13 protein-coding genes, 1 riboswitch and 1 other annotated feature are annotated in these 14,923 nt (G+C 43.5%); of the genes, 6 read left to right on the top strand and 7 right to left on the bottom strand.

What is annotated here, in order from left to right:
* Positions 1 to 2 precede the first annotated feature (2 nt).
* A complete protein-coding gene (hisG, locus tag ACWYU8_RS11275; RefSeq protein WP_457519662.1) occupies positions 3 to 899 on the bottom strand; it encodes an ATP phosphoribosyltransferase in 897 nt (298 codons plus the stop codon).
* Between the two features lie 53 nt (positions 900 to 952).
* Positions 953 to 1,088 (bottom strand) — a sequence feature (His leader region).
* A 364-nt stretch (positions 1,089 to 1,452) separates the two neighbouring features.
* Here hisG and ACWYU8_RS11270 point away from each other — a divergent pair.
* Both ACWYU8_RS11270 and ACWYU8_RS11265 read left to right on the top strand, forming a co-directional pair.
* Positions 1,453 to 2,406 (top strand): sigma-54 interaction domain-containing protein, encoded by a 954-nt coding sequence (locus ACWYU8_RS11270; RefSeq protein ID WP_457520185.1) that lies wholly within the window; start codon positions 1,453 to 1,455, stop codon positions 2,404 to 2,406.
* Between the two features lie 175 nt (positions 2,407 to 2,581).
* Complete coding sequence (locus ACWYU8_RS11265) at positions 2,582 to 4,933, top strand: hypothetical protein (protein WP_457519661.1); 2,352 nt, start codon at positions 2,582 to 2,584, stop codon at positions 4,931 to 4,933.
* A gap of 102 nt (positions 4,934 to 5,035) precedes the next feature.
* On the opposite strand, the gene tet(35) is transcribed toward ACWYU8_RS11265, so the two are convergent.
* The gene (tet(35), locus tag ACWYU8_RS11260) at positions 5,036 to 6,637 is read right to left on the bottom strand and encodes a tetracycline efflux Na+/H+ antiporter family transporter Tet(35) (RefSeq protein WP_457519660.1); all 1,602 of its coding nucleotides are present in this window, start codon (positions 6,635 to 6,637) and stop codon (positions 5,036 to 5,038) included.
* 109 nt (positions 6,638 to 6,746) lie between these two features.
* Positions 6,747 to 6,927, bottom strand: a riboswitch (Lysine riboswitch).
* Positions 6,928 to 7,507: 580 nt separating this feature from the next.
* Between tet(35) and ACWYU8_RS11255 the strand changes: the two genes are divergently transcribed.
* Positions 7,508 to 7,915 carry a DNA-binding protein H-NS gene (locus ACWYU8_RS11255; protein WP_457519659.1) on the top strand — a complete coding sequence of 136 codons (408 nt, stop codon included), beginning with the start codon at positions 7,508 to 7,510 and terminating at the stop codon, positions 7,913 to 7,915.
* Positions 7,916 to 8,043: 128 nt separating this feature from the next.
* On the opposite strand, the gene ACWYU8_RS11250 is transcribed toward ACWYU8_RS11255, so the two are convergent.
* Complete coding sequence (locus tag ACWYU8_RS11250; protein ID WP_457519658.1) at positions 8,044 to 9,348, bottom strand: inosine/guanosine kinase; 1,305 nt, start codon at positions 9,346 to 9,348, stop codon at positions 8,044 to 8,046.
* A gap of 117 nt (positions 9,349 to 9,465) precedes the next feature.
* Positions 9,466 to 9,735, bottom strand: a complete 270-nt coding sequence (locus ACWYU8_RS11245) for a hypothetical protein (RefSeq protein ID WP_457519657.1) — start codon at positions 9,733 to 9,735, stop codon at positions 9,466 to 9,468.
* Positions 9,736 to 9,925: 190 nt separating this feature from the next.
* Here ACWYU8_RS11245 and mnmA point away from each other — a divergent pair, with 190 nt between their 5' ends.
* The 3 genes from mnmA to purB all read left to right on the top strand — a co-directional run bounded on the left by mnmA (position 9,926) and on the right by purB (position 13,199).
* A complete protein-coding gene (gene mnmA, locus ACWYU8_RS11240; RefSeq protein WP_457519656.1) occupies positions 9,926 to 11,050 on the top strand; it encodes a tRNA 2-thiouridine(34) synthase MnmA in 1,125 nt (374 codons plus the stop codon).
* Positions 11,051 to 11,060: 10 nt separating this feature from the next.
* On the top strand, positions 11,061 to 11,678 hold the full coding sequence (hflD, locus tag ACWYU8_RS11235) for a high frequency lysogenization protein HflD (RefSeq protein WP_457519655.1): 618 nt from the start codon (positions 11,061 to 11,063) through the stop codon (positions 11,676 to 11,678).
* A gap of 150 nt (positions 11,679 to 11,828) precedes the next feature.
* A complete protein-coding gene (gene purB, locus ACWYU8_RS11230) occupies positions 11,829 to 13,199 on the top strand; it encodes an adenylosuccinate lyase (RefSeq protein ID WP_457519654.1) in 1,371 nt (456 codons plus the stop codon).
* Between the two features lie 117 nt (positions 13,200 to 13,316).
* Here purB and ACWYU8_RS11225 read toward each other — a convergent pair whose 3' ends face one another.
* The 3 genes from ACWYU8_RS11225 to ACWYU8_RS11215 are packed head-to-tail and all read right to left on the bottom strand — an operon-like array spanning position 13,317 to position 14,918.
* The gene (locus ACWYU8_RS11225; RefSeq protein ID WP_457520184.1) at positions 13,317 to 13,820 is read right to left on the bottom strand and encodes a DUF3833 domain-containing protein; all 504 of its coding nucleotides are present in this window, start codon (positions 13,818 to 13,820) and stop codon (positions 13,317 to 13,319) included.
* A gap of 29 nt (positions 13,821 to 13,849) precedes the next feature.
* A complete protein-coding gene (locus ACWYU8_RS11220; RefSeq protein ID WP_457519653.1) occupies positions 13,850 to 14,446 on the bottom strand; it encodes a chalcone isomerase family protein in 597 nt (198 codons plus the stop codon).
* Positions 14,406 to 14,918: a DUF2878 domain-containing protein gene (locus ACWYU8_RS11215; protein ID WP_457519652.1), complete on the bottom strand. Its 513-nt coding sequence runs from the start codon at positions 14,916 to 14,918 to the stop codon at positions 14,406 to 14,408. Before ACWYU8_RS11215 ends, ACWYU8_RS11220 begins: the two co-directional genes overlap by 41 nt.
* Positions 14,919 to 14,923 lie beyond the last annotated feature (5 nt).

Raw genomic sequence — 14,923 nt, 5'->3', positions numbered from 1 at the left:
TCTTACTCCATCATTTTTTCAATTGGTAGTACTAGAATAGAGCTTGCACCCAGCTCTTTCAGCTGTTCCATTGTTTCCCAGAACAGATTTTCAGAACTGACCAAGTGAACCGCCATTTTTGATTTGTCTGCTGATAATGGTAATACGGTTGGATCTTCTGCACCTGGCAGTAACGACTTAATTTGCTCAAGCTTTTCTGCAGGTGCGTGTAACATGATGTATTTAGACTCTTTTGCTTGCTGCACACCTTGCATGCGAGTAAGTAGTCTTTCAATCAGTGCAGTTTTGTCAGCGTCAAACTCACCAGTGCGTTGAATCAGTGTCGCTTTTGACTGGAAAATGACTTCAGCTTCTTTCAGTCCGTTCGCTTCGAGCGTCGCACCAGTTGAAACTAAGTCTGCAATCGCATCGGCCAGGCCAGCTCGAGGGGCAACTTCTACCGAACCTGTCAGCATACAAGTTGAGAATGGTACACCCGCTGAATCCATGTAAGCTTTAAGCAAGTGTGGGTACGTAGTCGCAATGCGTTTGCCAGCTAAATCTTGTGGGCCTTTGTATTCTTGGTCTTTGTCGATGGCAATAGACAAACGGCAGCCACCAAAATCCAGGCGACGAAGTTGCACAAATTCATACGGTTCGCCTTTCGCTTTACGGTCTAAACGAACTTCTTCTAACTCGTTTTCACCGATAAAGCCAAGATCAACAACACCATCCATAACCAGTCCAGGGATGTCATCATCGCGGACTAGAAGCAAATCGATTGGCATATTTTCAGAGTGAACCACAAGACGCTCGCCCATTAGATTAAATTTTACGCCGCATTGTTTAAGTAGAGCCTGGCTCTCTTTGCTTAGACGACCTTTTTTCTGAATTGCGATTCTTAAGCGTTGTGTTTGCATTGCTATGTCCCTGTACAAGATATTGAAATCTAAGTTAATTTTTTAAGCCAAAAACGAAAAAACCCTCGGAAGATATTTTCTCCCGAGGGTTTTAAATCTGAAATGCTTTGATTTTAACCGCCGGGAGTTTCTGTCTCCCGGGTATGCGCACATCTCCCGAAAGACTAGACTGGGTGATGATGGTGATGAATGTTCATTACAAAATTGCGCATACTTATTTAAAACTCTATTTCGTTGTTTTGTTGATGACCACACTAACTAAGGATTCTATTTTTTTCAACACTAAATTTAGTCATTTATTATCTTTTTTCTTAAGCTATTGTTTTTAAATCTTTTTTATTTTAAGGCACAGACCTCAATTTCAATGAAAAATGTAGCTATACAACAAATTTCCTAGCAAAAAATGTGCACAAATCAAAGTTCTTTTTAAACAAATGGTTAGTAATTTATATCATTCGTAATTAATACCTTTCTCAATAAAAAGACACTCGCTCGCCCATCTGCCAACTAATTAAAAACTATTATTTTATTGGGGCAAAAATAGTGATAAATGATGAAACTGCATAACAGTAGTGCTAAACAAGCTGTGGATCTCAGTAATGCTGATCTATATCCATTGATCGGCAATAGCGCCTGTATCCAAGAGCTTCGTAACGCCATAAAAAAATACGCTCGATGTGACGCGGAAGTGCTCATTCAAGGTGAAACCGGAGTGGGTAAAGGATTGTGTGCGCGACTTATCCACCAACTGTCGAAACGAAGTCAGTGGCCTTTTATCGAGGTAAACTGCGGCGCTATTCCTAGCGGACTCATCGCATCTGAATTATTTGGTCATGAGAAAGGGGCATTTACCGGCGCTATCTCTGACCGTATCGGGTTTATTCAAAAAGCTCACAAAGGCACGCTGTTTTTAGACGAAATCGGCGACATGCCTCCTGATCTGCAAATCCACCTATTGCACTTCTTAGAAAGTAAGCAAATACACAAAGTTGGTGCCGATAAGTTTATCGATGTAGATTGTCGTGTCATCGCCGCGAGCCACGTCGATCTAAAAAGTGAAGTAGTACAAGGTGAGTTTCGCGAAGACCTATTTTACCGACTTAACATATTACCGCTCACCATCCCTCCATTAAGAAAAAGAGGTCAGGACATTCTTATGCTGTCAGAGCACTTTTTAACAAAGCTATCTGGCGGTCAGGTCAGTAGTATGTCCGAAGAAGTCCAAGAGATGCTCTTAAAACATCGCTGGCCAGGCAACGTTCGTGAATTACGCAATGTTATCCAGCGGGCGATCGTCATGTGCGAAGACAACACGTTACTCGTTGATGATCTTGGGCTTGATTGTAACGACAGGCAACTACTCCCATCAGCGGATCAAATTGACCTCGATTATCTATTGCAAGCCATTGAAGAAAATAAACATAACATGAGTGCTGCTGCGCGCGATCTTGGTATATCCAGAACGACACTCTATCGCCTGATGAAGAAATACAATTTGAGTGTTTAACACTGTACAGCTGTAACGTGACACTGTGTAACAGCAAACTCTCTTATTATCATTTACTTAAAACTTTAGCCTCAAAAGCTTGAATTTCGGCCTATATAAATCAACAAGTTAAAATAGGCACGCTCTTTGCTCCTTTGCTTCTTAGTCATTCAATACGATGACACAGGAGCAGAAAATGAACACCAACAGGAAATTTTCCACAATAAGGACAGCGACTCTTGCGGTATCTTCACTAGCTCTCACGTTTTCAATGTCAGCTTTTGCTAGATTAGATGGCGCTATATTCACGACGACACCATTAGGCGATATCGTCAATGAGAATGTCCGCTATGAATCTAAAGAAGAAGTCTTTTTAGATGGCGGCCCTGGGCCAAATGCACCAAGAACGGCAGCCGCACTTCCCGCTGGTCTATATTACTTCCAGGTAACCGATCCATCAGGTAAATGTTTATTATCAAGTGTGCCAGGCAGTGCTGACACTAATGGTGGTACTTGCTTTGAGGATGTTAAACTCAAAGGCAAAAATGCTAAAAACGCGGATGCCTTTTATGCAGAACCATTAGCGTGTCGTCTTTTCTATTTTGATGGCGAAGATGGTGTGACTTTTATAAACGATTTCGTAACTATTACTCAAGAAGTAAGGGTTCGCGGTAAGATGGTACCAGAATCGGTAGAGATAGAATGTAGTCACCAGTTAGGCAGCGAGTACTTAGATATTAACCCGGCTGAAATGCCTGATGGTGAAACCATACAACTATTCCCATTTGCGAATACACCGAATTCAGGTGGTGTTTACAAAGCTTGGGTATCCACTGCAGAAAGTGTAGAGGCAGCCTGTGAAGGTACTGACCTTGGCAGCACTGAAACTGGTGAAAACTGTGATGGTTTCTTTGGTTTCATACCTCGTAACTCGAAAACGGATAACTTCAAAGCGCAATCTGTGATTCCTGAACCACCTAACTTTGATATTGCACTTCGCTCTTTCCACGATAAAAACCTCAACTGTCAATACGACCCACTTGTTGATGAAATTATTCCGAATTGGGAGTTTGGTCTTCGTGATCTAACCATGGATCCAAACATGCGCAATACTAAACTGTCTAATGACTCTCCTGATGAACCAGTTACATTCAGCGTATTCGGTGTTGAAGACCGACCTTGGAGTGTTGACCAGTTTATGTGGTGGGCTCAAAGCGTAGGTTTTTCTGCCATGAATACGCCGTTTACGCACTTCACCACCTTTGCCGATCTACGTGACTTCGCACCAACATTCTCAGACGGCGACCTTCATATTGGCTTTGCCAATGCACTAGCTTGTCATGACAACATTACTGGTAATGTTCGACGCTCCGCTGGTGAGGATACGGATGAAGCAAGTGGCGAAGAAGAAAGTGATACTGGTTTTATCCCAAGTGCGTGGGCTGAGCCAACCTTTGATGATGATCCAGTGCTAACCATTCGCTTCGGTTCTATTGGTATCGCTAGTCTAGAAGTGTGTAAATCATTCGATGCAGATGGTAATGGTGCACATGATGAAGGTGAAACACTTATCCCTGACTGGCCAGTCACGCTCGTCATTCCAGACAGTGTGCCTGTACCAAAACCATTCGCTCCAGACGGTATAGTTGGCAACTACGACGATGATGAATTTGAACGCCTAGAAAAATTACTGCTTGATGCAGGTTACTTAGAAGCCGGAGAAACCTTAACTCCAGTGGAAGCCGATGGTTCAGTTCGCAAAACAACCGGCAGCGATGGATGTGTTGAATTCCATGTTCTAGTACCTAACGTAAGAGGCGACGACCCAGCACCATACTCAATCAGCGAGGATGTAGCGAGTCTTACCCCAACGTGGATGAATACCAGTGCTTATAACATCACTTTTGATGTTGAGTCAGTATTGAGCGAAGAGAATGGTGCGCCTGTGGTAAAAGGTGTGGTTCGAAACCGTAGTGATGGTAACGACGGTAACCAAGTTTACTTTAACAACGTTTGTACAACCGAAGCAGACTTTAATACCAAAGGCTACTGGCACAACAAAGTTGGTCTACCTCGTTTAACTGAAGCCGATGTAGATCATGTTAATAGCCTAGCCCCTTACGCGACTCCTAGTAGCTATTTTGTCGGAGGTGATGAGCCATTCGATGGATACTTTACGGGTGGTGTAATCCCAGTTAAATCTGCCTTCAAAAACGAGTCAGATGTATGGGAAGCAGGGACTTGGCAGGCTGAAATCTCGCATTTCTTGACTGAGAGCATTGATGACCCGAGAGAACAGTTAGCGCAACAATTACTCGCGTTTATCTTTAATACTCGTCATCAATTAAATAATCCTGACGGCACAATAATGTTTAATGGAGAGTGGACACCTGTCGCAGACATCATTGCAATGGCAATTAATGCGTGGAGTACTTCTACTAATGTCAATACGGTTAAAACCTTACTGGATGATATGAACAACAACGATCATGTTCAAGTCTTCGTTGCCTCACCTGAGGATTGTCCTGCACCTTATCCAGTGGATTAGTTAACCCCAAAAAACGCGATTGCCCCCCTCACCTAAATCGCGTTTCAAAAAAAGCTCCGCTATTTCTAGCGGAGCTTCCTCTTTTTTATCAACTCAATTTCACTATACGTTTTGGTATGATGCCATCTTAGCTTTAGACATCCACGAAAGTACCGCGCACAGAATAATGAAGGCTAGTGATGCAGCTGCAAACGAAATCGCGATTGACGTCGTCATACCGAGTACAATGAAGCCGATACAAGACACTAACGCCACAGACAACGCATAAGGCAACTGGGTTGATACGTGATCAATGTGATTACAACGAGCGCCTGTTGACGACAAAATGGTGGTGTCTGAAATCGGTGAACAGTGGTCACCAAATACCGCACCAGCCAACACGGCGCTTAGCATTGGCAGCATAAGTGTGACATCTGTTGCTCCAGCCATATCGCCAGCAATTGGCAGCATGATACCGAAAGTACCCCAAGACGTACCTGTCGAGAATGCCATTAAACCAGACAACAAGAACAGAATAACCGGCAACCAGTGTGGGTCGATATTCCCCTGTGCCAACGTCGATAGGTAAGAACCTGTTTTCATGTCACCGATAACAGAGCCGATCGTCCACGCAAAGACCAGAATCAAAATCGCACCAAGCATTGATTTTGCACCAATCCAAAGCGTACGAATGATCTCAGCCACTGGAATGCCCTGCTTAAGCACAGTAAATAGACCAACCGCAAGACCAAGTAAGCTACCGTAAATCAGAGAAGTACCAACATCGGTGTTCTCGAATGCGCCTAGTAAAGCAAACGCTTTGCCGTCAGCCGCTAAAGCCTGACCACCGGTATAAAGCATAGAAGCAATAGTGGCCACAATCAGTGTCACGATAGGCAGAATTAAGTCAGAAACCTGGCCTTTATCGCTCTCGCGGATATCAAGCTCTTCGTTAATTTCATGAGCTTCAGGGGCATCGTTTTCATTGTCTTTATCAAAACCACGCCCCTGAGACGCAGAGATTTCATGCTCGCGCATCTTACCGATATCTAAACCGAACCAGGCAACAGCAAATACCATCAGTAATGCGAATACCGCGTAGAAGTTCATCGGAATCAAACGAATGTATGCACCCAGAGCTGAGTACTCGGTAATACCATGCGAAACTAAGATGCCGCCAATAATGGTAATGATGTACGCGCCCCAGCTCGATGCAGGCATGATTACACACATTGGCGCTGCGGTTGAGTCGAGGATATACGCTAATTTAGCGCGCGATACATAGAAGCGATCAGTTACTGGACGAGAAATTGCACCAACGGCAAGACTGTTAAAGTAATCGTCGACAAAAATGAATACGCCTAAACAGGCAGCAAGAAGTTTAGAGCCGCGCTTACTTTTAACACGAGATTGTGCCCACTCTGCGAATGCACGCGTACCACCAGAGAGCGTCAACAATGCGGTTGTCATCCCCAATAAGATAAGGAAGCCAACAATGCTCATATTCCAAGTGTTAAGGCCACCATCTTCAACGAAGACAGAAGAGACTTGGGTACCAACATAGCCAGCGGTATCACCAACTGACCAGCTGTTCAGTAGAACCGCACCCAGTACGATACCTACTCCAAGAGAAATTAATACACGTCGTGTCAAAATCGCCAGTGTCAAAGCGACAAGCGGTGGCAATAATGAAACAGGAGAACTAGAAAAATCTATTAAATTCATGATCTTCAAAAACCAAAGTTTGGCTAGAGATCTACTGCAGACAAGTCACGTCTTTATAAAAACGAACTCATGTTGAACTTAGCGACAGGGAAGCGAACACTCCACCCAACCCTACAGTAGCGCTCCATAGTTTAATGTAAATATACTATGGCAGTGTTGTTCCTTTCGGATACAACCCCAGCAAGTAATATTGATCGACCACTTGCTTCGGCAGTCTTCGCCTTCCACTATTATTCATTGGCATCACCCCAATAATAGCTACTCTTCGAGACTGCGCCTCTACGGCAATAACAAACAATTGACCATTAGACATACATAATGGCAACAATCTAGCTGTTATATTGCATCAGGAGGCGTCATTGTACTTATGACGAGAGTCAATGCAACACATCAAACTAAATTACACTTATATTTCTCCCAAAACAGAGCGGTTTAGTTTCAGAACTAAATGCCGATAGTATGCAACTACAATCATTATCATTGCCATTTTATGAAACCTTATTATTACTCAATAAAAATCATTATTTGACTTTTATTGATAAATAAAACAAATGTGACAACAAATAGCACGCACTACTTTATCTCTTTGTTCAAGTGGAAACACCCTGTCACTTATAAATGTGAATTCACAATCGAAGTAATTAAAATATTTCGGCTAACCTCAAACTTCCATGTAATACTTTTATATCGCTCTAATATTCATTTCTTATAAAAAATTAGACAAAATTAATCGAAATCACGATTTAGTATTTGCACATCAGTAAAAGATAAAGTTAAATATAAGGACTTACCGCTTTATTTATAGCATGGCATTATTTGATCGTAACGATAAGAGATGCCATACACTTTCACCTATTAATAGGAATCGTTATGTCAGAGCTGACTAAAACACTTCTAAATATCCGTAGCCTTCGTGCATTTTCTCGTGAGCTGACTCTAGAACAATTGGAAGAAGCTCTAGATAAACTAACAACTGTTGTAACTGAGCGCAAAGAAACGGAAGAAGCAGAACGCGCAGCACTAGCTGAGCAAGAAGCTAAATTAGCTGAAATCGCAGAAAAAATTGCACAAGACGGCATCGACGTTGAGGCTCTTATTAATGCGCTGTCAGGCGAAACTAAGACTAAGGCAAAATCTAAGCGTGCACCTCGCCCAGCGAAATACAAGTACATTGATCCAAATGGCCAAGAAAAAACTTGGACAGGCCAAGGTCGTACTCCTTCTGCAATCCAAGAACAGCTTGATGCAGGCAAATCACTGGATGATTTCCTAATCTAATTTGCTTTCTATATACGATTAAGAGGCTCCTTAGGGAGTCTTTTTGTTTGTATTAAATAAATAAAAAATGGCGCATTTCATAATGCGCCATTTTTACATTTGTAAATAAACTGTAACCTGAGACTAAATTAACGTTCCCAATACGCCTCTTCCAGGCTATCTTCTCGTTCAGGTAGTCCACGCGACAAACGCGGAGAGTGCTGAACTAGAACTTCATAGCTTGCTCTATTCGCATATTTACAAACTTGCGAGAAAGAAGAGTAAGTTAAATACTCATTACTGTGCTTACTTGAATTAGGCACATTTTCTTTGTGGTATTTATTTGCAGCCATATCATGAAGGACGGCAGACAAAGCCGCATCACCAGCACCATTTGTATTCTTAATTTTTTCCGGACCACCCATATATGGTGAAATATGAGAATACACTTTAATAGGTGTTTCGCAGGCATTTTTTGGAGCAGGTCGACTAAATTCGTAACGGTTGAATTCTGCAATTGATCCAGGAAGCAATGGCAAAGTCGTTTCACGTTTTGCGCTATCTTCAGTATACCCGGCCATAAATAAACCAACAGGACCAGCGGTACAAAGTACTAAATCTGCCCAGTCCAACGTCTTATCTGATGCCGCTAAAGGATCAGACTCACCAGTCAGCGCCTCTGCCTCATCTTCATTCATCGCAACAACAGAAACGTGCTCGCGAATAAATTCTTGCCAATATTTCGGATCGTCCTGAATAACGAATTTAGTACCCAATGTCAGAACTACTGGCACATCATACTTTTTCGCAAACTCAATCGCCTTCATTGTTGCTTCAGGCATTGGATCACCGTCTTTGCATCGCACTAAGTAAGACGTCAATAATAACGCAGAAGCATTCTTAAAGATTTTTTCTGGAATACTATCAGGATGAAGTTGGTTCATTTGGCCTTCGCTAATCGCGAAAGTACGTTCACCATCTTCAGTAATAAGTGCGAAACAACGGCCAATAGCACCATCAACACCTTGAAGGTAGTTAAGATCCATACGGCTTGAAGTGTTACATAAGTAGCGGTAACCGTAGCTGCCAATTTTAATTTCCTGGCTCATCACACCTAGCAGCGTTGAACGGTCGTCCGCAAGAACAGAATAATTGTGCAGCGTATTACCTATCGTGCCACCAGCGTACTCATTGGTAATCAGGTTCTCTTGTTTAAGATGCTGATATAAGGCTTCCGCCGTAACATCATCAATCACCAATGAGTGTCCTTTACTCAAACCGTACTTTTCAATCACATCCGAGGTAACTTTTGCTTCAATATCCACCAAAGTTTGGTCAATACCAATGATGTGAGTACGCGTCATCTTCTTGCTTTCTTGTGCTTGACTCACCAATGGGTCACGAGCATGAACAGGAAAATAATGCTTGGATTTGCGTTGTCCAGGAAATTTCATATTGTTAGTCTGAGTAAGGGATGAAAAAGAGAACGGATTCTATACCGCTAACAATCACGCAGCAATAAAGGCAATTATAGCAAACGTTTGCCCTTCTCTTTTTTTATTTATCGGGGATTATTCACCTTCCATAAAGCTCAGATCTGGCAGCTGATTAAGGTGCTCGATATAACGCTTGAGATTAAATTCGCCCTCATTTTTCACTACATCGAACACTTCAATCGACATTGCGCAAGCCATCATTGCAACCGCTTCATCACGTGGCGTCCCCGTCATCATTAATCGCATCAGTGTTTCTTTCACTTTTAACGGATTCCCGTCTTCCAGCTGATTTTCAACAATCTCAATTAACTCAGCTTCTTGCATGAATTGGTTTTCGTCAGTCATCTTTATATTACCTCTTGGATTTTGGCCAACTATGCCATATATAAGTCCTCTATACTTGTGAAATTACCAGTTGCTGTTTTTGTTGCTGAAAAAGGCAGCAAAAACGAATTGTGATTTCCGTCTCGGATCTGTCACCGGTCTGTGGTTTCTGTTAGAATCTGCGTCCCGTTTATTTAAGTGGTGTTTAGTAATGTCTGATAACAGCCAAAAGAAAGTCATCGTCGGTATGTCCGGCGGCGTTGATTCATCTGTTTCTGCGTATCTTCTCAAGCAACAAGGCTACCAAGTAGAAGGCCTGTTCATGAAGAACTGGGAAGAAGATGACAACGAAGAATATTGCACAGCAGCAGAAGATTTAGCCGATGCTCAGGCAGTATGTGACAAGCTTGGCATCCACCTACACACCATCAACTTTGCTGCAGAGTACTGGGACAACGTATTTGAGTATTTCCTTGCGGAGTACAAAGCAGGCCGTACGCCTAACCCAGACATTCTTTGTAACAAAGAAATTAAGTTTAAAGCGTTCCTTGAATTTGCTGACGAAGTATTAGATGCAGATTACATTGCGATGGGCCACTACGTGCGCCGCTCTTTTCCTGAAAAAGGAGAAAAACCGCAGATGCTTCGCGGTCTGGACAGCAACAAAGACCAAAGCTACTTCCTATACACATTAAGCCATGAGCAAGTGGCGCGTAGCCTGTTCCCGGTAGGTGATTTAGAAAAGCCAGAAGTACGCCGTATCGCAGAAGAGCAAGGCTTAATCACAGCGAAGAAGAAAGACTCTACTGGTATCTGCTTCATCGGAGAGCGCAAATTTACTGACTTCCTTGGACGTTACCTGCCAGCTCAGCCAGGCAACATTGAAACACCAGAAGGTGAAGTCATTGGCCAACACCAGGGCCTGATGTACCACACGCTTGGTCAGCGTAAAGGTCTGCATATTGGTGGCCGTAAAGGTGGCGGCGGCAATGAAGATCCATGGTTCGTTGGTGAAAAAGATCTTAAGCGTAACGTATTGATTGCCGTTCAAGGTAAAGATCACCCGATGCTAAAATCCGAAGGCTTGCTTGCATCACAACTGCACTGGGTAGATCGTGAGCCAATTCGCGATGTTATGAAGTGCACGGTAAAAACTCGTTACCGTCAACAAGATATTCCTTGTACAATCATTCCAATCGATGACGAGAACATTAAAGTGATCTTTGACGAGCCACAAATTGCAGTGACTCCGGGTCAATCTGCCGTGTTCTATAAAGATGACGTTTGCCTAGGTGGCGGTATCATCGAACAACGCATTAAATATTCTCAAGCTTAGGAGTTGTTACGTGGCGAATACACTTTATGACCGCACTATCGCATTTGCAGGCATTTGCCAAGCTGTTGCTTTGGTTCAACAAGTTGCGAGAAACGGACAGTGTGATCAAGATGCCTTTGAAACATCCATTAACGCTATTTTGAACACGAATCCAGCCAACACCATTGGCGTATTCGGTCGCGAAGCGGACCTAAAACTAGGCCTAGAATGCCTGGTAGAAGGTATTGACAGCACGCCATCTGGCAGCGAGATTACTCGTTATATCATTAGCTTAATGGCATTAGAGCGTAAATTAACCGCTCGTAACGATGCGATGTCGCAACTGGGTGACCGTATCCAGATGGCAAAACGCCAGACTGAGCACTTTGAGCTGATGGACGACCAAATGATCAGCAACCTGGCGAGTATTTATTTGGATGTTGTCAGCCCTATTGGCCCTCGTATCCAAGTCACTGGCACTCCGGCGGTACTGCAACAGACCTCGACTCAGCATAAGGTCAGAGCTCTGCTGCTGTCTGGTATCCGTTGTGCCGTACTTTGGCGTCAGGTTGGTGGTAAACGTCGCCACTTAATCTTTGGACGCAAAAAGATGGTCGAACAGGCTCAAATCCTGTTGGCTCGATTGTAAAAGACACCACTACGAGCTCGCGTTTATCGCGAGCTCGTTTTTTTAGATTAAAATAACCCTCGCGCAAACGTTTGCGCAATGTTCGTGACAAATGCCACAGTTATTGGTATAACGCTCGCGAAATTTAGAAACCCAATTCAGGAGAACATCATGGAACTGTCAGCATTGACTGCTGTTTCACCAGTAGACGGCCGTTACGGAAGTAAGACGATTGCTTTACGCGAAATTTTCAGTGAATACGGTCTGCTTAAATACCGTACAATCGTTGAAGTCCGCTGGTTACAAAAGCTTGCTGCAACTGCTGAAATCGCAGAAGTGCCAGCATTCAGCGCAGAAGCTAACCAATTCCTAGACGACCTTGCTGCAAACTTCTCTGAAGAAGACGCGCGCCGAATCAAAGAGATTGAGCGCACAACTAACCACGACGTAAAAGCGGTTGAGTACTTCCTAAAAGAAAAAGTGGCTGATGTTCCTGAACTACACGCAGTAAACGAATTCTTCCACTTTGCTTGTACTTCTGAAGACATTAACAACACTTCACACGCTCTAATGCTTAAAGAAGCGCGTGAAACCGTTATTCTTCCAGAAATCCGCAACCTAATCGACGCAATCAAAGCGCTTGCTGTTGAGTACCGTGATATTCCACTTCTGTCTCGTACACACGGTCAGCCTGCATCTCCATCAACAATGGGTAAAGAGATGGCTAACGTGGCGTACCGTATGGAACGTCAATACAAGCAGATCGAAAACGTTGAGATCCTAGCGAAAATCAACGGCGCAGTAGGTAACTACAACGCACACCTGTCAGCTTACCCAGAACTAGACTGGCACAAGTTCTCTGAAGAATTCATCACTGAATCTCTTGGCGTAACTTGGAACCCATACACAACTCAAATTGAACCACACGATTACATCGCTGAGCTATTCGATGCTGTTGCACGTTTCAACACCATCCTAATCGACTTCGACCGTGACGTTTGGGGTTACATTGCACTAGGCCACTTCAAGCAAAAAACCATTGCTGGCGAGATCGGCTCTTCTACGATGCCACACAAAGTTAACCCAATCGACTTTGAAAACTCTGAAGGTAACCTAGGTCTTGCGAACGCTGTATTCGGCCACCTAGCGCAAAAACTGCCAGTCTCTCGCTGGCAACGTGACCTGACTGACTCAACAGTTCTACGTAATCTGGGTGTTGGTGTTGGCTATGCCGTAATCGCATACACTTCAACGCTAAAAGGCATCAGCAAGCTAGAAGTTAACCGCGATGCGCTTCTGGCTGAACTTGACAAGAACTGGGAAGTACTAGCAGAACCAGTACAAACAGTAATGCGTCGTTACGGCATCGAAAAACCATACGAGAAGCTTAAAGAGCTGACTCGTGGGAAGCGCGTAGATGGCGAAGCGATGCGTAACTTCATCGACGGTCTTGAGCTTCCTGAGCACGAGAAAGCGCGTCTGAAAGAAATGACACCAGCGAACTACATCGGTCAAGCAATCGAGTTGACTGACAAGCTGTAAGGTTCTAGGTTCTAGGTTCTAGGTTCTAGGTTCTAGGTTCTAGGTTCTAAAATGCTAAAGGTTGATGTGAGAACATCAGCCTTTTTTATTGGATCTAGACTATAAAGAGCCCAAACCTTATTGTTTTTTAAAGAATAAGGTTATGGTCCCTACTTCGACACCAAACTTCTTAATTTTAGTCAGGTTAAACACGTGTCTGTTATCTTGACGATAAAGCCAGTCATCAAATGCAACCGTGATGATGGAGTCGTCCATTCTCAACTCAAAATCATACTGCCACTGTAATGCATTACCTTTCTCCTGACCGGTTGCCACGCCAATAATGTCGTCTGCTTTGCCCTCATAACGGTTGTTGTCTTGTCTGGTGATCACCCAAATTCGCTGGTCTACTTCGCCATCATCAAACAAGAAATCTTCAACCAGTGTTAATTTATTACCTTGTACCGTGCCAACAATTTCTACTTCGAATCGTCTGGTTTGTTTATCAGAGTAGTCTTGTACCATTCCCCACGCTTTTACATTGCCATCGAAATAGCCAAATAAGTCAAAGCTGGGCTTCGTCGTCTGGTAATTGTCTAGTTCTGCCGAGCAGGAACTAATAAGTATAGTAACGGCGCTCATCACCAAAACGATGAACAATTTGAAGCTCTTCACTGCGTAACCTGCCCTATTAATTGTTTACGAAGTTTCGGAAACTCGGTTTTAGGCGACAACCAAATGGAGAGGAAAGCATCGTTTAATGCTTCATCTTTGACATAGCCAACCGTTTGAGGATAAGCATCTCCAGAACGACGATAAAAAAGTTGCCCCGTTTTGCCGTCTGTTACGTAGGCAAGTTCGTCGCCCTTTTTAATGCTTGGATACATCATTTTCAGAACAGAGATCCATTGTTGACGAAGGGATCTCTCTATTCCCAGCTTTTGCCACTGCTCATCGGTTACTTCAAGCAACTGCTGTTTAGTGATGTCACGCTGATAATAAATTTCGAGCGCAATTGGATGAGGCGATACGTCAGCACTAACCTGATAACGTCCATCCGGTGCTCTTAACCGTGACTCATAAATATCAAAGATAAACCAAGTCAGTTTTGCTTCACCGACCGTTTTCCATCGACGCCATTCGGCTGTACTCACATGTGTGGTGTCCGCACCCACACTCTGTGCATACAGAGGAATCGGCACGATTAGCCCAGAAAGGAGTAACACGCTAATTAAATTCTTGGTTAACTTTCCCTGTAAGCTTTGCATTTCCATACACCCTGAGTATCAGTAACGTTACGACGAACCATTCCACGAATAAAACCATCAGTGTGAAATAGACATCGTAACCAAATTCAACAGCCTGGAGTTTGTACCCAGCGAAATAACTCGCCGCGCCTCCAATACCACCGATTATTGATACGTATATTTTTGGCAAACGATACAAAACTGATTTTAATTGACAGGCATACCAGGCGAAGACAAACCAAAGGCAAAGAAGCCATACAGGCAGCCATACCGATGGGAATATAAGCAGAGTAAATTGTTGATTCAAACTATCTAAAACCAGCCCGACAAGGGTGACGATAGTGATGACTTTTAGTGAAGCAGCATCCAGTAAGGCACAATAGGCAATAGTGACCAACGTAAAACCAAGGGTAAACCATTGCCACTGATAAGTACCTAGTACCGCAGCAAACCAGCAAACTTGAAACCAAGTTGAAGCAAGCAACACTTTCATGACGA

The sequence above is a fragment of the Vibrio limimangrovi genome (genome assembly GCF_054064025.1).
This window is presented reverse-complemented; position numbering and strand designations above follow the sequence as displayed.